The sequence below is a fragment of the Serratia sp. 4542 genome (genome assembly GCF_016805595.1).
Lineage (GTDB): Bacteria > Pseudomonadota > Gammaproteobacteria > Enterobacterales > Enterobacteriaceae > Serratia > Serratia nevei.
On record NZ_RXKV01000013.1, the window covers coordinates 32565 to 49869 of the forward strand.

Genomic DNA, 17305 nt, shown 5'->3' on the forward strand with positions numbered 1-17305 from the left:
TTTCGCGTTTTATCCCTTCACGACGTCGCCTTTCACTCCGGCGACAATCTCGAACGAACGCAGCCGCGCCTGATGATCGAAGATCTGGCCGTTGACCATGATCTCGTCGGCATCGGTTTCACGCAGCAGCGTTTGCAGCCCGTGGCGCACGGTTTTTTCATCGCCGACGATCGACATCCGCAGCGCCTGCTCGACGCCGTATTGCTCACCGGCGGTCCACAGCGCGTGGATGTTATCCACCGGCGGCGGCAGCGGGCCGGGCGATCCGCGGCGCAGGTTGATGAACTGTTGCTGCATCGAGCTGAACAGGAAGCGCGCATCGCTATCGCTGTCGGCGGCGATCACGTTGACGCACACCATGGCGTGCGGTTGCACCAGCTGTTTGGACGGTTTGAAGTTCTCGCGGTACAGCTGCAGCGCCTGGAACAGCATATCCGGGGCGAAGTGCGAGGCGAAGGCGAACGGCAGGCCAAGCTGCGCCGCCAGCTGCGCGCTGTAGAGGCTGGAGCCGAGCAGCCAGAGCGGCACGTGCAGCCCCTGGCCCGGCACCGCCTGCACCGGCTGGCCGGGCTGCGCGTCGCAGAAGTAGTTTTGCAGCTCCTGCACGTCGCGCGGGAAGGTATCCACATCGCCGGACAGGTGGCGGCGCAGCGCCATCATGGTGCGCTGATCGGTGCCGGGCGCGCGGCCCAGCCCCAGATCGATGCGCCCTGGGTAGAGCGACTCCAGCGTGCCGAACTGCTCGGCGATCACCAGCGGCGCATGGTTCGGCAGCATCACGCCGCCGGATCCGAGGCGAATGTTCTGGGTGCCGGCGGCCAGATAGCCCAGCAGCACCGAGGTGGCGGCGCTGCCGATGCCGGTCATGTTGTGGTGCTCGGCCAGCCAGTAGCGCTGGTAGCCCCAGCGCTCGGCGTGCTGCGCCAAATCCAGCGAACAGTGGAAAGCGTCGCGCGCTTTGGCCCCTTGCGGGATTGGCGATAAATCCAGTACCGACAGCGGTACGGCAGTGTTTTCAGTCATGACATCGTCCATCAGAGAGTGGATCGCTTAAAGGGCGATTGCAGGAGTCTGCATACCAAAAAGCCGAAAATGATGCTTTTTAGTGTTAAAAGCATAATCCAATTTATAGTTATAAAAGAGGAGATATGTGCTTGTGATATCCTCATGAGAGCAATGGTGTTTTTTGGAGCAATTTGAGATATGGAAATGATGATCCCCGCCCGCCGCTTACCGTTCCGGGAGCCGACATAATGAAAAAAAAGACGTTGTTTACCCTGTTGCTGATGATGGTGGCGATCGCATTGGCGATCCTGTTCCGCGCGCATAATCAGGATCTGTTACTGCAGGGTGAAGTGGACGCCCCCGAAGTGATCGTCGCTTCCAAAGCGAAAGGCCGGGTGGTTGAACGCCTGATCGAACGCGGCGACGACGTGAAAAGCGGCCAGCTGATTATTCAGCTCGACAGCCCCGAACTGATGGCGCAGCTGCGTTCCGCGCAGGCCACGCGCGACGAAGCCAAGGCGCAGCTCGATCAGTCGCTGCACGGCACCCGTGAAGAGAGCATCCGCAACCTGCGAGCCAACCTGGCGCAGGCCGAGGCGCAGTACCGCAACGCGCAAAACGACTACAACCGCAACCTGAGCGTGTCCGGCAAGGGCTATATCTCGAAGTCCGAGCTGGACGCTTCGCGCCGGTCGCGCGATACCGCCTTCCAGCAGGTGCAGGCGGCCAAGGCCAACCTGGACGAAGGTATCAACGGCGACCGCGTCGAGCTGCGGCAACAATACGCGGCGGCGCTGCGGGCGGCGGAAGAGAACCTGCTGCAGATCCAGGCGCAGAGCGACGATCTGCAGGTGAAAGCGCCGGTAGACGGCGAAGTGGGGCCGATCCCGGCCGAAGTGGGCGAATTGCTGAACGCCGGCAGCCCGCTGGTGACGCTGATCCGGGTGCCGGACGCCTACTTCGTGTTTAACCTGCGCGAAGACATCCTGGCCCACGTGCGCAAAGGCGACAAGGTCAAGCTGCGGGTGCCGGCGCTGAAGGACAAAATGATCGACACCGAGGTGCGCTACATCGCGCCGCTGGGGGATTACGCCACCAAACGCGCCACCCGCGCCACCGGCGACTTCGACCTGAAAACCTTCGAAGTGCGCCTGTATCCGTCACAGCCGGTGGACGGCCTGCGTCCGGGGATGAGCACCTTATGGCAATGGAAAGAGTAAGGGCCGGCTGGCGCTGCTTCAGTCACGCGTTCGACAAAGAGTGTCGCGTCGCCTTTCGCAGCCCGGTGGTGCACTGGCTGAGCTGGATCTTTCCGCTGATCCTGTTTGGGCTGATCAGCAGCAACTTCTCCGAAGGCACGCTGCTCGATCTGCCGGTCTCAGTGGTGGACAGCGATCACAGCCCGCTGTCCAAGTCGCTGACGCGGCGGCTGGACGCCGGGTCGCACGCCCACGTCGAGGCCTACGGCGGCGGGCTGCCGGAGTCGCTGAACCGCCTGCGCAGCGCGCAAGATTACGCGTTGCTGTACATCCCGCCGGACTTTGAGGCTAACGCGCTGTCGGGCAAGCAGCCGAGCGTGGTGATGTATTACAACGCGCTGTTCTACGGCGCCGGGCTGTACTCCACCCAGGACTTCGGCGGCCTGATGAACGAAATCAACGCCAGCACCCGCAGCATCATCGCCACCGAGATGGGCAAATCGCTGCCGCCGCTGGCGGATGTGACGCTCTCTTACGGCAGCCTGTTCAACGCCAGCGGCAGCTATATCTATTATCAGCAGTTTGCCGCCACCATTCACCTGCTGCAGCTGTTCGTGGTGACCTGCATGATCTACGTGCTGGCGCGCAGCAAGTCGCTGCTGCAGGCCAAGCCGTTCAGCCTGGCGCTGCTCGGCAAGCTGGCGCCTTACACGCTGTGTTTCACCACCCTGCTGATGGTGGAGATCGCGGCGCTGGTGGGTATCTTTGACGCCCGCGTCAGCGGCAACCCGCTGTTTATGCTGATGATCGGCCTGTTTTACGTGATGGCGGCGCAGAGCATCGGCCTGCTGCTGTACACCTTTACCGGCAGCACCATCACCGCCTACAGCCTGATCGGTATTTTGGTCAGTATCGCGATGACCTTCTCCGGCATGGCGGTGCCTGAGCTTTCGATGCCGCTGCCGGCGCGCATCATTTCCAACATCGAACCGCTGACCCACGCGCTGTACGCGATGTTCGACGTGTTCCTGCGGCAGGTGCACGCCAGCGCCATCTTCAGCGTGTGTGCGCTGCTGGCGGTCTACCCGCTGGTGGCCGCGCTGCTGGTGCGTAATCGCCTGCCGGCGCGGCTGGCAAAAGAGGGGAACGCCGGATGAAGCTCTATTGGCAAACCTTCGTTAAGGTGCTGCTCGGCATGCTCGAGCGGCCGGTGTGGCTGATGCTGATCCTGTCGCTGTGCATCATGAGCATGGTGTACGCCAACCGCACGGTGTGGGATCTGCCGGTGGGGGTGGTCGATCAGGACCACAGCACCGCCAGCCGGAAGCTGATCCGTCAGCTGGACGCCACCTCCAAGATAGCGATTGAAACCTACGACAGCCTGGAACAGGCGCAGCGCGATCTCGGCTGGCGCAAGCTGTTTGCGGTGATCATCATGCCGGTGGATCTGGAGAAGAAGATCCTCAGCGGGCAGAACATCGTGGTGCCGGTGTACGGCGATGCCACCAACCGCCTGGCCAACGGCCAGATCCAACAGGACGTGGTGGCGGCCTACCAGCAGCTGCTGACGGAGTACAACAACGGGCTGCTGCTGCGCAGCGGCTTCAGCGAACGGCAGGCGCAGATACTGCTGACGCCGATACTGGGGCAAACGCTGGACGTGTTTAACCCCGGCATCAGCTTCGCGGCGATCATCTTCCCGGGCCTGCTGGTGATGCTGTTGCAGCACTCGCTGCTGATCGCCTGTATCCGCGTCAACATCGCCATGAAGAGCATGCCCGGCGGCAAGGCGCCGCTGGCGGCGCACCTCGGTGGGCTGACGGCGCTGCTGCCGATCTGGCTGTTCCTGTCTATCGTGCTGTTCGTGCTGTGGCCGTGGGTATTGGGCTATCGGCAGACGGCGAACATCGCCGAACTGCTGCTGCTGACCTTCCCGTTCCTGCTGGCGGTACTGGGGCTGGGCAAGCTGGTGACCGAGTGCCTGCGCAGCGTCGAAATGATCTACCTGACGCTGGCGTTCATCACCACGCCGATCTTCTACCTGTCCGGCACCATCTGGCCGTTGCAGTCGATGCCGGCCTGGGTGCGCGCCATCTCGTACAGCATTCCCTCCACCTGGGGCACCAAGGCGATCGCCGGCGTCAACCAGATGGGGCTGTCGCTGAACGAAGTGTGGGGAGACGTCGTCATGATGTTGGTGCTCGGCGTGGTCTACACCCTGCTGGGCTTCGGCGTCGGCTTCTTGCGCAACAGCGTGGCGCTGCGCGGGATGTTCAGGAAGCGGCGGGCGAGTTGATTGAAAACTCCCCTCCGTGAGGAGGGGAGCGAGGATCACCCCACCAACTCCAACCCCGCCACGCGGCGCCAGTAGCCGTTGCAGTCGGCGTGGTCGGTCAAGGTCAGCGGCTGCTCGCCGCGTTCGTTGGCGCGGAAGGCATCGATTTGCGCCAGCGTCTCGGCGCCCTGCGGCGATAGCCGCACGATGTCCACCAGCCCCTGCATGCTCGGCAGCTCGTTGCCGAGGTTGTAGCAGTAGCCGCTCATGGTCTGGATGCCGTTGAGCACGAACACCTGCTGTTGCTCCTGCGAACGCATCATGCGGCCCTGCGGATACTTGATGCAGCAGGTTTCGCACTCGTCCTTGCCGCGGTTCTCCGAGCGGGCGGTGAAGCAGCGCGCCGAGTAGGCTAGCGGCAGGTGGCCGTAGCTCAGCACCTCCACCTCGAAGTCGTGGCGGAACCCCAGCTCGTCGCACTGCGTCAGCAGGTTGGCCAGCCAGTCGCGCGACAGCTCGACCGGCATGCACCAGCGCATCATGCCCTGGCGGCGCAGCAGGCGCAGGGTATAGGCGTTGTAGCAGTTCAGCGCATGGCCGGCGACGAACGGCAGACCGCGCTCCGCCGCCATGTTCACCGCGCCCAGATCGTTGGCTTCAAACAGGAACTCGCCGTTCTCCACATAGCGTTTCAGCTCATTCAGCTCGGATGGCGCCTGCAACAGCGCCAGCGTGGAGATCACCACCTGCTTGCCGCTGCGGGCGATTTCGCGCGCCAGCGCCAGCCAATCGCCGACCTTCATCTCGCGCCGCTTGGTGCAGACGCTCTCGCCGAGGTAAATGATGTCGGCGCTGCTCTCCGCCGCCTGTTGATAGAACGCCGCGATGTCGTTTTTCGACCAGTAGTAGAGTACCGGCCCCAGTGCGTATTTCATGTTTCCTCCGGCTACTGCCATTTGCGGTGATAGGCGCCCAGCGTGGTCTGGGTGCCCTCGGACATCGCGCCCAGCGTCTCCATCCAGGCGGCGTCGGCGCGGTAGGCGGCCGGATCGGCCTGGCAACGGTCGATCGCCTGGCGCCAGACGCGCGCCACCTGGCTGACGTAAGCCGGGCTGCGCTGGCGGCCTTCGATCTTCACCGAGGCGATGTTGGCGGCCAGCAGCTCCGGCAGCAGCTCCAGCGTATTGAGGCTGGTGGGCTCTTCCAGCGCGTGGTAGCGCACGTCGTCCACCAGATAGCGGCCCTTGCACAGCGTCGGGTAACCGGCGTTTTCATGATCCTGATAGCGGTCGATCAGCACGTCGTTCAGGCGCGACTCCATGCCCTGCGGGGTTTGCTGCCAGCGTACGAAACGCGCCGGCGAACAGGCGCCGACGGTGTTCGGCGACTCGCCGGTCAGGTAGGAAGAGAGATAGCAGCGCCCCTCGGCCATGATGCACAGGCTGCCGAAGGCGAACACTTCCAGCGGCACCGGGCTAGTGCGCGCCAGCTGTTTCACCTGATGCATCGACAGCACGCGCGGCAGCACCACCCGGCCCACGTCGAAGTTACGCTGGTAGAAACGGATCGCCTCTTCGTTGGTGGCGGAAGCCTGCACCGAAACGTGGCGCTCCAGCTGTGGGTAGCGCTGGGCGGCATATTCCAGCATCGCCAGATCCGCCAGAATCAGCGCGTCGGCGCCCAGCTGGGCCGCCATATCCACCGCGCGCTGCCAGCGCGCGTAGCCGTCGGGATGGGCGAAGGTGTTGATGGCGATATGCAGCTTGCGGCCGTGGCGATGCACGTAATCGACCGCTTCCTGCAGCTTTTTCTCGGTGAAGTTGAGGCCGGCGAAGTGGCGCGCGTTGGTATCGTCTTTCAGACCGATGTAAACGGCGTCGGCGCCGTTATCCACCGCGGCCTTCAGGGCCGGCAGGTTGCCGGCGGGACAAAGCAGCTCCATAGATTTATCCTGGCTTAGCCGTGCGCCCGGCCGGGCGCACGCTGTCTTTAAAGGTTGCCGAAGGCGGTGTTCCGCCGGCAAACGCGAATCGGGGAGGCCATTTTAGGCAAAGGGGCGCACACAGGTTTTGATTTGGGGCAGCTTATGGCGTATTGATAAACATGGCGGTGAAATGCACTATTTGTTGATATAGACCGCTGAAGCCGCGCGCCAGTGTGGCAAAATAGCGGTAGTCCGTATTGAAAGGAGTGGATGACCGTGTTGGAACAACTACGAGCACGCCTTGTGCGCCAGGGGCCGTCGCTGCTGCGCATCCCGCTGAAATTCACGCCGTTCGCCCTGCAGCGCCAGCTGCTGCAACAGGTGCTGAGCTGGCAGTTCCGCCAGGCGTTGGCGGATGGCGATCTGGAATTTCTCGAATCGCGCTGGTTGAAGATCGAAGTTCGCGATCTGGCGCTACAATGGTTTATGACGGTAGAAAACGACAAACTGGTGGTCAGCCAGCACGCCGAAGCGGACGTCAGCTTCAGCGGCGACGCCAACGATCTGATCCTGATCGCGGCGCGCAAGCAAGATCCGGATACGCTGTTCTTTCAGCGTCGGCTGCAGATTGAAGGGGATACCGAATTGGGCCTGTATGTGAAAAATTTGATGGACGCCATCGAGCTGGAAAGCATGCCCGCGCCGCTGCGCATGGGGCTGTTGCAGTTGGCTGATTTTGTCGAAGCAGGGTTGCAGGAGGGCACGGCGTCGGCTTCCCGTGTGGCGGTATCATGCTGATCCGCGTAGAGATCCCGGTAGACGCGGCGGGCATCGATGCCTTGCTGCGCCGCGCCTTTGGCCGCGACGACGAAGCCGATCTGGTGCAGCAGCTGCGCGAAGACGGCCTGCTGACGCTGGGCGTGGTCGCCACTGACGACGAGGGCGGGGTAGTGGGTTACGCTGCGTTCAGCCCGGTAGACGTGGCCGGCGAAGATCGCCAATGGGTGGCGCTGGCGCCGCTGGCGGTAGACGAAAGCCTGCGCCGCCAGGGGCTGGCTGAAAAGCTGGTGTACGAAGGCTTGGATTCGCTGAACGAATTCAGCTACGCCGCGGTGGTGGTGCTGGGCGAGCCGGCCTACTACGGCCGCTTCGGCTTTAAACCGGCCGCCGCCTATGGCCTGCACTGCCGCTGGCCGGACACGGAAAGCGCGTTCCAGGTCTACCCGCTGGCGGAAGATGCCCTGAATGGCGTCAGCGGCGAAGTGGCTTTTTCGGCGCCGTTTAATCGCTTTTAACGACGACGGGTAATAGATACTCCAACGACAGCGGCGGGTGATTCACCAGCCGCTCTTTTTGTATTTTGCTCAGCTGTTTGACGCGGTATTCCAGCTTCAGCGCCGTTGAGCGATCCCCCACCTGGCAGTGAAACGCCAGCGTTAATTCCCCTTTGCCGCGCAGCGCCTTGGCGCCTTTGCCGGCCTGATGCTGCGCCAGGCGGCGCGCCACGTCGGTGGTGATGCCGGTATACAGCATGCCGCTCGGTAAACGCAGCATGTAGAGGTGCCAGAGAGTGGGGGAAGTGTCGGTCATCGTACGCCGTTTCGGTGGCCAGGGTCGGCGTATGATGGCATGTTCGCCATCACAATCCCATCCCCGGCCGCCGGTGCCTTACCGCTTTACCCCTTTTTTCCCGCCAGCTCGAAGCGCGGCGAGACGATGCCGTACAGCGTCCAGCCGAGGAAGGTGGCGATGGCGCCCCACATCATCGCTTCCTCACCGGAGCTGTAGAGCGCATAGAAGCTGTACAGCGCGCCGATGCCGGCGATGATATTGGCGATACGCGCCTTGTTGTCCGGCACCTTCGCCACTTTCTGAATAATGACCAGCGCCGCCATCGACAGGATGTAAGGAATGATGTTGGTCACCACCGCCAGGTTCACCAGCACGTTGAACTGCTTGTTCAGCGACGGGCTGATAGTCATCAGCGACAGGCCGCTCTGGATGACGACGATGGTCAGCATGCCTTTAACCGGCGCGTCGGCCTTGCTCAGCTTGGAGAAGATTTTCGGGAAGAAGCCGCTGTCGGCGGAGGATTTGAACACCTGAGCGATGGTGAACTGCCAGCCGAGAAGCGAGCCGACGCAGGACATGACCATCAACGCCATGATGATCTTGCCGACCGTCGGGTTGAACATGTGGGAGAACGCCAGCCCGAACGGGGCGGTGGAGTTGGCCAGATCCATGTTCGGCACGATGCCGGCGATCACGTTGGTCGAAATGATATAGATCACCGCCGCGCTGAGGGTGCCGCCCAGTACGGCGATCGGCACGTTGCGCTCCGGGTTTTCCACCACGTCGGTGTTGGCGCAGGCGGATTCCAGCCCCAGAAACGCCCACAGGGTCATTGAGATGGAGGCGCCGATGGCTTCGAAGGTCGGCACCTGATGCGGGTTCCAGGCGGCGACGTAGGCGCTGCCGCTGAACCAGTACCAGCCGATGACCGAGATGCCCACCACCGGAATGATCACGCCCCAGACGGTGATGCCGCTGATTTTACCGGTGATGCGCGCACCGCCGAAGTTGGCGACGGTCGCAAGCCACAGCACGCCGATGGTGGCGATACAGATCCCGAGCGGGCTGAGCGTAGCGCCAAACAGCTCGGTGCCGTAGCCGACGGCGGAAATGGCGATGGCGATGTTGGCGATTAGCAGCGAAACGCCGTAGGTGTAGTTCGCCATAAAGTTGCCTGATTTGCCGAAGGCGTATTCGGCGTAGCCGCCCATGCCGCCGGATTTACGGCTGAACATGCCGCATTTGGCGAACGCGTAGGCCAGTGCCATCGAGCCGACGGCGGTCACCAGCCAGGAAACGATCGAAATCGTGCCCACTTCGGCCAGCTTGGTCGGCAGCATAATTATGCCGGAACCCATCATATTCACGGCGGTCAGGATCGTTAATTGTACGACCCCCATTTTATTATTGGACTTACTCATGATCATTTTCTCTTTTAGGATGCGATCCGGGCGGCGAGAATCATCGCCGCCCCGTAAGGTGATTAATTTTTCATGACGTAGCCGTAAGCGCGGTTCCAGCCGTCCTCATCCTGTTGGATATAAACGCCCTGCAATTCCGGAGCGAATCCCGGCAATAAGTTGATGCCTTCTTCCAATGCCAGGAAATAATGCTGCGCGGCGCCGCCCCAAATTTCACCGGGCACGACGCACAGCACGCCCGGCGGATAAGGCAGGGCGCCTTCGGCAGCGATGCGGCCCTCGGCTTTAGCCAGCGAGACCAATTCCACATTGCCGCGCACGAACTCGGTATTGGCGTCCTGCGGATTCATCACCACGCGCGGGAAATAACTTTTGCGGAACATCTCTTTTTGCAGCTCTTTAACGTCGTAGCTGACGTAAAGGTCGTGCATTTCCTGGCACAGCTGGCGGATGGTGTAGTTTTTGTAGCGCTGCTGGTGGTTTTTATAGACCGCAGGCAGCACCTCGCTGAGCAGGGAGTTCTGCTCGATGTGCTTCTCGAAGCGGGCGATCAGGGCCACCAGATGCTGCATCTTGGCGATGTCTTCCGCCGGCGTCAGCAGGAACAGGATCGAGTTGAGATCGCATTTTTCCGGCACGATGCCGTTTTCACGCAGGTAGTTGGCCAGAATGGTCGCCGGGATGCCGAATTCGCTGTAGCTGCCGGTGGCGGTATCGATGCCCGGCGTGGTGAGCAGCAGTTTGCACGGATCGACGAAGTACTGCGATTCGGCATAACCCTCAAAGGCGTGCCATTTTTCGCCGGGCACGAAGTTGAAGAAGCGCAGATCGTTGGCCATCGCCGCAGTGTCATAGGCCTGCCACGGTTTGCCGTCGATCTGATCCGGCACGAACGGTTTGATCATCGTGCAGGTGTCCAGCAGCATTTTGCGCGCTTCGATCCCCACGCGCACGCACTCCTGCCACAGGCGCTGGCCGCTTTTGCCCTCGTGCATCTTGGCATTGACGTCCAGCGCGGCGAACAGCGGATAGAACGGGCTGGTGGAGGCATGCAGCATAAAGGCGTTGTTGAAGCGCTTGTGGTTGCAGTAGCGGCTCTGGCCCTTGATGTGCTTATCTTTTTTGTGGATCTGCGAGGTCTGCGAGAAACCGGCCTGCTGTTTGTGCACCGACTGCGTGACGATGATGCCGGGATCGTTTTCGTTCAGTTCCAGCAGCAGCGGCGAGCAGTCTTTCATCATCGGAATGAACTGCTCATAGCCTACCCAGGCGGAGTCGAACAGGATGTAATCGCACAGGTGGCCAATCTTGTCGACCACCTGGCGGGCGTTGTAGATGGTGCCGTCGTAGGTGCCGAGTTGGATGATCGCCAGGCGGAACGGGCGGGCTTCGTTGGCGCGTTCCGGCGCCACTTCGCGGATCTGTTGGCGCAGGTAGCGTTCGTCGAAGCAGTGCGCGTCGATGCCGCCGATAAAGCCGAACGGGTTGCGGGCGGTCTCCAGATACACCGGCGTGGCACCGGCCTGGATCAACGCGCCGTGGTGGTTGGATTTATGGTTGTTGCGGTCGAACAGCACCAGGTCGCCGCGCGTCAGCAGGGCGTTGGTCGCCACCTTGTTCGAGGCCGAGGTGCCGTTGAGCACGAAGTAAGTCTTGTCGGCGTTGAACACCTTGGCGGCGTGCTGCTGCGCGGCGCAAGGCGCGCCTTCGTGGATCAACAGATCGCCCAGTTTGACGTCGGCGTTGCACATGTCGGAGCGGAAAAGCGTTTCGCCGTAGAAGTCGAAGAACTGGCGGCCCGCCGGGTGTTTGCGGAAGAACTCGCCGCCCTGGTGGCCGGGGCAGGCGAAGGTGGCGTTGCCCATTTCTACGTATTGCGTCAGCGTGTTGAAGAACGGCGGCAGCAGCTCGCTCTCATATTTGGCGGCGGCGGCCTCCAGCTGTTTGCCGTAGAACTGGGTATTCTTGCCGCACAGCTCAAACACGCCGTGCAGCGCCGGCAATACGGCGTTATCCAACTCTTCTTCGCAGCAGACGGCGACGAACAGCGGAATGTTCAGGCCGTGCTCTTCGATGCGCGCCAACATACCTTGCGTGACGTCGTCTACCGACAGCACGATGGCGGCGACGTCATTAAAATCGCTGTGATGCACATCGACGATGTCGCGTTCAGTTTCAAAGCAGCCGAGGGTTTGGGTGTTGGCGGCAATTTTTAATTTTTTCATTTTTCTCATTCTTCAGGCAAAGGCAGTCCGCCGGCAAATAATTCCATTTGCCGTTAACGCCTTCACAAAATAAAGGTGTGCGAGAACCCAGCGATGCCGAATGGCATTAACTGTGTTCGCTGTTTTATTTAGCTTGGATGCGCTTGGCCGAAATTAAAAATGAATTGCGTGTCCTTCCCGGTTAGCGAGAAAGCGATATTATCACCGGCGTGCGGAGAATAAATAAAAACGCAATGACACTCTTATTAACGGCGTAAGAGCGAGGGGGGAGGGTTATCTGTAGTTGAAGAATGCGAAGCTAAAGCAGCTGCGATGAGCCATCATCATAATATGGGTTGTGCGCCTGATATGCGCCATTTTTCGGTTATTGTTTTCCATTTTCTAATCCACCTTGCTGAGTGAAAAGATGGCGCTATTTTAACGCAAGGCGGGCTAAAAATCGTGATGAAAGTCACATAAATGCCGGTGTTTATAAATAACTATTCACCTGTTATGCAGTAGATTGCATAAACAGCGTTCAGGCGAGCTAACGGGCATGTAAACGAATTGCTAATCGGTACCGGGGCGGTGCGTTAATTTTGCATGCCGTCAGGATAGGAAAAATAAAATCGCGCGATTAACCGGTTGCATAACGATCAAATAAATCCGTCTTGTATTTTTTATGTTATAAATCCGCTTCGGGCTTAAATTAATAAAAATGCATTTATTGTGTTTTTATATTCACTTTTGGTTTTTGATGATTATCGTTATTTGTGACTCGCCTCAACAACGCAGGGTAAGATGAAGTGAGTGAACAGGGAGGCGAGTAACCTTGAATACCCCAGAACAACGGCAGCAGATTGCGGATTTCATCGGCAAACAACACGTCTTGACGCTGTGCGCCGGCGACGGCCTCGACATGTGGTGCGCCAACTGTTTTTACGTGTTCGACGCCGCGACGATGGCGCTGTGGCTGATGACCGAACCGCACACCCGCCACGGCGGGCTGATGCTGAACAACGGCCGGGTGGTTGGCACCATCGCGCCGAAGCCGAAAAGCATCGCGCTGATCCGCGGCGTGCAGTATCGCGCCGAGGCGGTGCTGCTGAGCGGCGAAGAAGCCGAGGCGGCGCGCGCGCGTTACTGCAAGCGTTTCCCGATCGCCAGGGCGATGAAAGCCTCGGTTTGGCGGCTGGATCTGCACGAGGTGAAGATGACCGACAACACCCTCGGCTTCGGCAAGAAGCTGCATTGGGCGCGGTCTATACTTTAAGTTGACGTATTGATTACAACGGGAGATTGCATGGCGCGAGCACTGTTAGTCGGCGCAACCGGGCTGGTGGGGCGCGAGTTGCTGCAGCTGTTGCAAAGCGATCCGCAGATAACGGCCATCGTGGCGCCGACGCGCACGCCGCTGCCGCCGCACGGCAAGCTGACCAACCCGGTCGGCGATGCGCTGTTCGAACTGCTGAGTAGTCTGCAGCAGCCGGTCGATCTGGTGTTCTGCTGCCTGGGCACCACCCGCCGGGCGGCGGGTAGCGCCGATGCCTTCCGCTACGTCGATTATCAACTGGTGGTGGAGAGCGCGCTGACCGGCCGCCGCTTGGGGGCGCAGCACTGTCTGGTGGTGAGCGCGCTGGGCGCCAACGCGGATTCCACCTTCCTGTATAACCGCACCAAAGGCGAGATGGAGCAGGCGCTGCGCGAACAGCACTGGCCGCGCCTGACGCTGGTGCGGCCTTCTATGCTGGTGGGGGATCGCCCTGCGCCGCGCCTGATGGAGCGCCTCACGCTGCCGCTGTTCAGGCTGCTGCCCGGCAAATGGCGCGCCGTCTCCGCCAAAGACGTGGCGCAAACGCTGCTGCAGCAGGCGTTCACGCCGGGCGAAGGGGTCAGGGTGCTGGAGTCGGATCGGCTGCACTGCTACCGAGGTTGACGCTGAGGTGATCGAACGCCAGCTCCAGCCCGGCGGGCAGTTCGTTGTCCAGCAGCCACCGATCGAGATGATGGCTGATGTGCGTCAGCAGCGTGCGTTTGGGCTGCAGCAACCGCTGCGTCTCCTGCGCGCGGGTCAGGTCATTGTGGTTGCGCGGCGCCTGCGGCTGAGGAGGCAGGCTGCAATCGAGCACCAGCAGATCCAGCGCCACGTTTTGCAGATAGTCGGCGGTGGCCGGCGGCAGGCCGACGGTGTCGGTCAGGTAGGCCAGCGAAGCGCCCGCCGCCTGGATCAGATAGCCGTGGGTCAGTTTGGAGTGTTGCAGCGGCAGCGGGGTGATGCGCATGCCGCCCAGCTCGACGGTGGCAAAGGGCGCCAGCGGCGGCTGAAACGCCAGAATGCCCGGGTGTTTGAACAGGTCGTCGCAGCCCTGTTCATCCGGCGGGCCATATACCGGAATGGAATTTCCGCACCCCCAACGCAAAGGAAATAACCCCTGAACGTGATCCATGTGGTAATGTGTCAGTAAAAAACGTTGAATTTGCCCCGCCGAAAATCGCCGCTCCAAAGCCGGTAATCCTGCATCCAATAAGGTCGTTTCTCCCTGATAGTTAAGCATGGCGCTGCACGCTCGCCGCCGAAATGCCGGCTCGCGCCGCGCCCGTTGGCAGATCAGGCAGTCGCAGCCGAACACCGGCACCTGCTGCGCGCCGCCGGTGCCGAGAAAGGTCAGTTGCATCGCTCCCCTCCGTTAAAGGTACTTCTGGGCAAAGCGGTTGATGTCGCGAAAATCCGCCAGCCGCGCCTGCAGCGTGGCGTGATCCCAGTGCCACCACTGGCTGCGTTCGATGCGTTCTATCAGCGCGTCGTCAAAGCGCATGCCGATCTTCTTGGCCGCCACGCCGGCGACGATGCTGTAGGGCTCCACGTCCTTGGTGACCACCGCCGCGCAGCCGATCACCGCGCCGTTGCCGACGCTGACGCCCGGCATCAGGATGGCGTTATGGCCGATCCACACGTCGTGGCCGACGGTGACGTGGTGCTCGCGCCGCCAGTCGAAGAACGCCGCGTCGTCTTCCCCCAGCCCGTATTCAGAGGCGCGGTAGGTAAAGTGGTGCTGCGCGATGCGCTGGTAGGTCGGGTGGTTGCCGGGATTGATGCGCGCATAGGAGGCGATGGAGACGAACTTGCCGATGGTGGCGTAAAAGATCTGGTTGTGCCCGGCGGTGTAGGAGTAGTCCCCCATCTCCACCTCTTCCAGGATCGCATCGTCGGCCAGGTGCACATATTGGCCGAGCCGGGTGCGGTTAAGGGTCACGTTGTCGCCGATTTTCGGCTGGGCAAAGTCGTTCATGGCGTCGCGTCCTGAGCTTGTCGGGTGGAGGTCGGCAGCAGCGCCAGCAGCGCCGCCAAAGTGTCGTCGAGTGGGCCGTCGTTGTGCAGCACCCGGCAGCCGGCGGGCAGACTCTGCTGATATTCCGCCGCCCGCGCCAGCCGCTGCTCGATCTGTTCGGCGCTTTCTCGCCCGCGATCCTGCAGGCGCCGGCGCAGGATCGCGGCGCTGACCTGCAGGCACACCGGCAGCAGCTGCGCGCCATAGCGCTGCTGCGCCTGCGGCAGGTGGGCGCGCGAACCGTTGACCGCCACGTCGATCCCCTGCAGCAGCCAAAGATCCACCTCGATCCCGAACGCGTAGTGCTGCTGATGCGCCTGCCAGTCGAGCGCGAACAGCCCCTTGGCGCGGCGGCGCAGAAATTCCGGTTCGCTCAGCGCGATATGATTCTCGCAGCCGGCGTCCGCCGGCCGGGTGATGTAACGGTGCGCCACCAGCGGCGCGCGGTCGGCGTCGGCCCGCAGCGCGGCCAGCAGGCTGTCCTTGCCTGCGCCGGAAGGCCCCATCAGATAGATGAGCCGCGCCATCAGAACACCTGCCTGCCCTGGCGCCACACGTTCTGCACGTAAACGTGCTCGCCGTGCGGCCGCGCCAGCACCAGATCCGCCCGCAGCCCTTCGGCGAGGGTGCCGCGATCCTGCAGATCCAGCGCCCGCGCCGGGTTGCGGGTGATCATGCGCACCGCCTGGGGCAGATCGTAGGCGTTGCGCTCGTCCGCCGCGAGGCGAAACGCCGCGTCCAGCAGGCTGGCCGGGTAATAATCGGAAGAGAGAATATCCAGCACCCCCAGCGCCGCCAGGTGGTGTGCCGCCACGTTGCCGGAGTGAGAACCGCCGCGCACGATGTTCGGCGCGCCCATCAGCACCTGCAGGCCCTGCTGGTGCGAGGCGCGGGCGGCCGCCTCGGTGGTGGGGAACTCGGCAATGGCGCTGCCCAGCGCGCAGGACTCGGCCACGTGCGCGGCGGTGGCGTCGTCATGGCTGGCCAACGAGATGCGGCGCGCGCGGCAGTGGGCGGCGATCGCCTCGCGGTTTGGCGCGGCCCAGCGGGCGGACAGGGCGACCTGCTCCTCCTCGTACTCGCTCATCTGCTGGTCGTTGAGGTGGTATTTGCCCTGATAGTATTCGCGGTATTTTTCGCGTGAGGCGAACTGGCGCTGGCCCGGCGAATGGTCCATCAGCGATACCAGCGACACGCCCGGCTTGTCCATCAGCTGTTCGAACAGCGGCAGCGTGCTCTCGTGCGGCAGCTCGCAGCGCAGGTGCAGCCGGTGCTCGGCGCGGTTCACCCCGGCGCGCTGGCTGTGGATCACCGCGTCGATCATCTTCTGCAGGTTTTCCAGCCGGTGGCCGCCATCGCGCACGTCGCCGATCGCCACCGCGTCCAGTACCGTGGTGATGCCGTTGGCCACCATCAGCGCGTCGTGGCTGCTCATCGCCGAATGGGCCGGCCAGTCAACGTTCGGGCGCGGGGTAAAGAACTTGTCCAGGTTGTCGGTATGCAGCTCGATCAGCCCCGGCAGCAGCCAGCCGCCGTCGCCGTCCAGTGCCTGCGGCAGCCGGCTCGGGCCGTCGGCGAAGCTGCGGATCACGCCGTCCTGCATCTCCAGCGAGCCTTGCACCACCTGGTCATCCAGCACCAGCTTAACGTTATTGACGATCATCAGAGGGCCTCCAGCGCCTGCGGCGCCTGCATGTCATAAAGCCGGTCGGCGACCTGTTGGCGGACGCCTTCATCGTGAAAAATGCCGACGATCGCCGCGCCGCGCGCCTTGGCGCGTTCGATAAGCTGCACCACCGCCGCGCTGTTGCGGCTGTCGAGCGAGGCGGTCGGTTCGTCCAGCAACAGAATGGGGTAATCGACGATAAAGCCGCGTGCGATGTTCACCCGCTGCTGCTCGCCGCCGGAGAAGGTGGACGGCGCCAGCGGCCACAGGCGCTGCGGCACGTTGAGCGCGGCGAGCAGCGCCTCGGCGCGTTCGCGGCACTCGGCGCGCTCGACGCCCTGTTCCAGCAGCGGCTGCATCACCACCTCCAGCGCGCTGATGCGCGGGATCACCCGCAGGAACTGGCTGACCCAGCCCAGCGTATGGCGGCGCACCGCCAGAATTTGGCGCGCATCGGCGCTGACCATGTCCAGCCAGTCGCCCTGGTGGTTGATCCAGATATGGCCGCTGTCCGGCAGGTAGTTGGCGTACAGCGAGCGCAGCAGGGTGGATTTGCCGCTGCCGGAGTGGCCGTGCAGCACCACGCATTCGCCGCCGTGGACCGTCAGGTTGGCGTCGTGCAGCACCGGCAGGCGGGTGCCGTACTGCTGGTGCAGCACAAAGGTTTTACTGAGATGTTCAACTCGGATTTGCATAGTCATCTGTTATCG

19 protein-coding genes are annotated in these 17305 nt (G+C 62.1%); 7 read left to right on the plus strand and 12 right to left on the minus strand.

Features of this window, described 5'->3' with window-relative positions:
• Positions 1-9 precede the first annotated feature (9 nt).
• Positions 10-1023, minus strand: a complete 1014-nt coding sequence (locus tag EKL15_RS19485) for a luciferase-like monooxygenase (protein WP_203090245.1) — start codon at positions 1021-1023, stop codon at positions 10-12.
• Between the two features lie 230 nt (positions 1024-1253).
• Here EKL15_RS19485 and EKL15_RS19490 point away from each other — a divergent pair, with 230 nt between their 5' ends.
• Genes EKL15_RS19490 through EKL15_RS19500 form a run of 3 tightly spaced genes read left to right on the plus strand, consistent with a single transcriptional unit; the run spans position 1254 to position 4500 of the window.
• Positions 1254-2225, plus strand: coding sequence for an HlyD family secretion protein (locus EKL15_RS19490; protein ID WP_060440881.1), 972 nt, complete (start codon positions 1254-1256; stop codon positions 2223-2225).
• Entirely contained in the window at positions 2207-3361 is a 1155-nt protein-coding gene (locus EKL15_RS19495) for an ABC transporter permease (protein WP_087763015.1), read from the plus strand. Before EKL15_RS19490 ends, EKL15_RS19495 begins: the two co-directional genes overlap by 19 nt.
• Positions 3358-4500 carry an ABC transporter permease gene (locus EKL15_RS19500; protein ID WP_102985549.1) on the plus strand — a complete coding sequence of 381 codons (1143 nt, stop codon included), beginning with the start codon at positions 3358-3360 and terminating at the stop codon, positions 4498-4500. The genes EKL15_RS19495 and EKL15_RS19500 overlap by 4 nt, the downstream gene beginning before the upstream one ends.
• 35 nt (positions 4501-4535) lie before the next feature.
• On the opposite strand, the gene EKL15_RS19505 is transcribed toward EKL15_RS19500, so the two are convergent.
• On the minus strand, positions 4536-5414 hold the full coding sequence (locus EKL15_RS19505; RefSeq protein WP_203090248.1) for a U32 family peptidase: 879 nt from the start codon (positions 5412-5414) through the stop codon (positions 4536-4538).
• Positions 5415-5425: 11 nt separating this feature from the next.
• Complete coding sequence (locus tag EKL15_RS19510) at positions 5426-6421, minus strand: peptidase U32 family protein (RefSeq protein WP_048321239.1); 996 nt, start codon at positions 6419-6421, stop codon at positions 5426-5428.
• A 252-nt stretch (positions 6422-6673) separates the two neighbouring features.
• Here EKL15_RS19510 and EKL15_RS19515 point away from each other — a divergent pair, with 252 nt between their 5' ends.
• Together EKL15_RS19515 and EKL15_RS19520 are read left to right on the plus strand one after the other, a co-directional pair.
• Positions 6674-7201, plus strand: coding sequence for an SCP2 domain-containing protein (locus tag EKL15_RS19515; RefSeq protein WP_170311425.1), 528 nt, complete (start codon positions 6674-6676; stop codon positions 7199-7201).
• A complete protein-coding gene (locus EKL15_RS19520; RefSeq protein ID WP_049201571.1) occupies positions 7195-7698 on the plus strand; it encodes a GNAT family N-acetyltransferase in 504 nt (167 codons plus the stop codon). The genes EKL15_RS19515 and EKL15_RS19520 overlap by 7 nt, the downstream gene beginning before the upstream one ends.
• Here the strand turns inward: EKL15_RS19520 and EKL15_RS19525 are convergent.
• From EKL15_RS19525 to speFL, 4 genes are all read right to left on the minus strand, one after another.
• Positions 7685-7993 carry a GIY-YIG nuclease family protein gene (locus EKL15_RS19525; protein WP_174136387.1) on the minus strand — a complete coding sequence of 103 codons (309 nt, stop codon included), beginning with the start codon at positions 7991-7993 and terminating at the stop codon, positions 7685-7687. The two genes, EKL15_RS19520 and EKL15_RS19525, sit on opposite strands and share 14 nt — an antisense overlap.
• 86 nt (positions 7994-8079) lie before the next feature.
• Positions 8080-9396, minus strand: a complete 1317-nt coding sequence (gene potE, locus EKL15_RS19530; protein WP_047571695.1) for a putrescine-ornithine antiporter — start codon at positions 9394-9396, stop codon at positions 8080-8082.
• 62 nt (positions 9397-9458) lie between these two features.
• On the minus strand, positions 9459-11621 hold the full coding sequence (gene speF, locus EKL15_RS19535; protein WP_203090251.1) for an ornithine decarboxylase SpeF: 2163 nt from the start codon (positions 11619-11621) through the stop codon (positions 9459-9461).
• A gap of 273 nt (positions 11622-11894) precedes the next feature.
• The gene (speFL, locus tag EKL15_RS19540; protein WP_004933443.1) at positions 11895-11999 is read right to left on the minus strand and encodes a leader peptide SpeFL; all 105 of its coding nucleotides are present in this window, start codon (positions 11997-11999) and stop codon (positions 11895-11897) included.
• 433 nt (positions 12000-12432) lie between these two features.
• Here speFL and EKL15_RS19545 point away from each other — a divergent pair, with 433 nt between their 5' ends.
• Both EKL15_RS19545 and EKL15_RS19550 read left to right on the plus strand, forming a co-directional pair.
• Positions 12433-12873, plus strand: a complete 441-nt coding sequence (locus EKL15_RS19545) for a YhbP family protein (protein WP_015376428.1) — start codon at positions 12433-12435, stop codon at positions 12871-12873.
• Positions 12874-12903: 30 nt separating this feature from the next.
• Positions 12904-13536, plus strand: coding sequence for an NAD(P)H-binding protein (locus tag EKL15_RS19550; protein WP_033652768.1), 633 nt, complete (start codon positions 12904-12906; stop codon positions 13534-13536).
• On the opposite strand, the gene phnP is transcribed toward EKL15_RS19550, so the two are convergent.
• From phnP to phnL, 5 genes are read right to left on the minus strand one after another with little or no spacing between them, the layout of a single operon-like run.
• Positions 13493-14275: a phosphonate metabolism protein PhnP gene (gene phnP, locus EKL15_RS19555; RefSeq protein WP_100395975.1), complete on the minus strand. Its 783-nt coding sequence runs from the start codon at positions 14273-14275 to the stop codon at positions 13493-13495. The genes EKL15_RS19550 and phnP overlap by 44 nt on opposite strands.
• A gap of 12 nt (positions 14276-14287) precedes the next feature.
• Positions 14288-14890: an acetyltransferase gene (locus EKL15_RS19560; RefSeq protein WP_203090254.1), complete on the minus strand. Its 603-nt coding sequence runs from the start codon at positions 14888-14890 to the stop codon at positions 14288-14290.
• On the minus strand, positions 14887-15456 hold the full coding sequence (gene phnN / locus EKL15_RS19565; RefSeq protein WP_201965363.1) for a ribose 1,5-bisphosphokinase: 570 nt from the start codon (positions 15454-15456) through the stop codon (positions 14887-14889). The genes EKL15_RS19560 and phnN overlap by 4 nt, the downstream gene beginning before the upstream one ends.
• Positions 15456-16592 (minus strand): alpha-D-ribose 1-methylphosphonate 5-triphosphate diphosphatase, encoded by a 1137-nt coding sequence (gene phnM, locus EKL15_RS19570; RefSeq protein ID WP_102985544.1) that lies wholly within the window; start codon positions 16590-16592, stop codon positions 15456-15458. Before phnM ends, phnN begins: the two co-directional genes overlap by 1 nt.
• Complete coding sequence (gene phnL / locus EKL15_RS19575; protein ID WP_047729228.1) at positions 16592-17296, minus strand: phosphonate C-P lyase system protein PhnL; 705 nt, start codon at positions 17294-17296, stop codon at positions 16592-16594. Before phnL ends, phnM begins: the two co-directional genes overlap by 1 nt.
• Between the last annotated feature and the right edge of the window lie 9 nt (positions 17297-17305).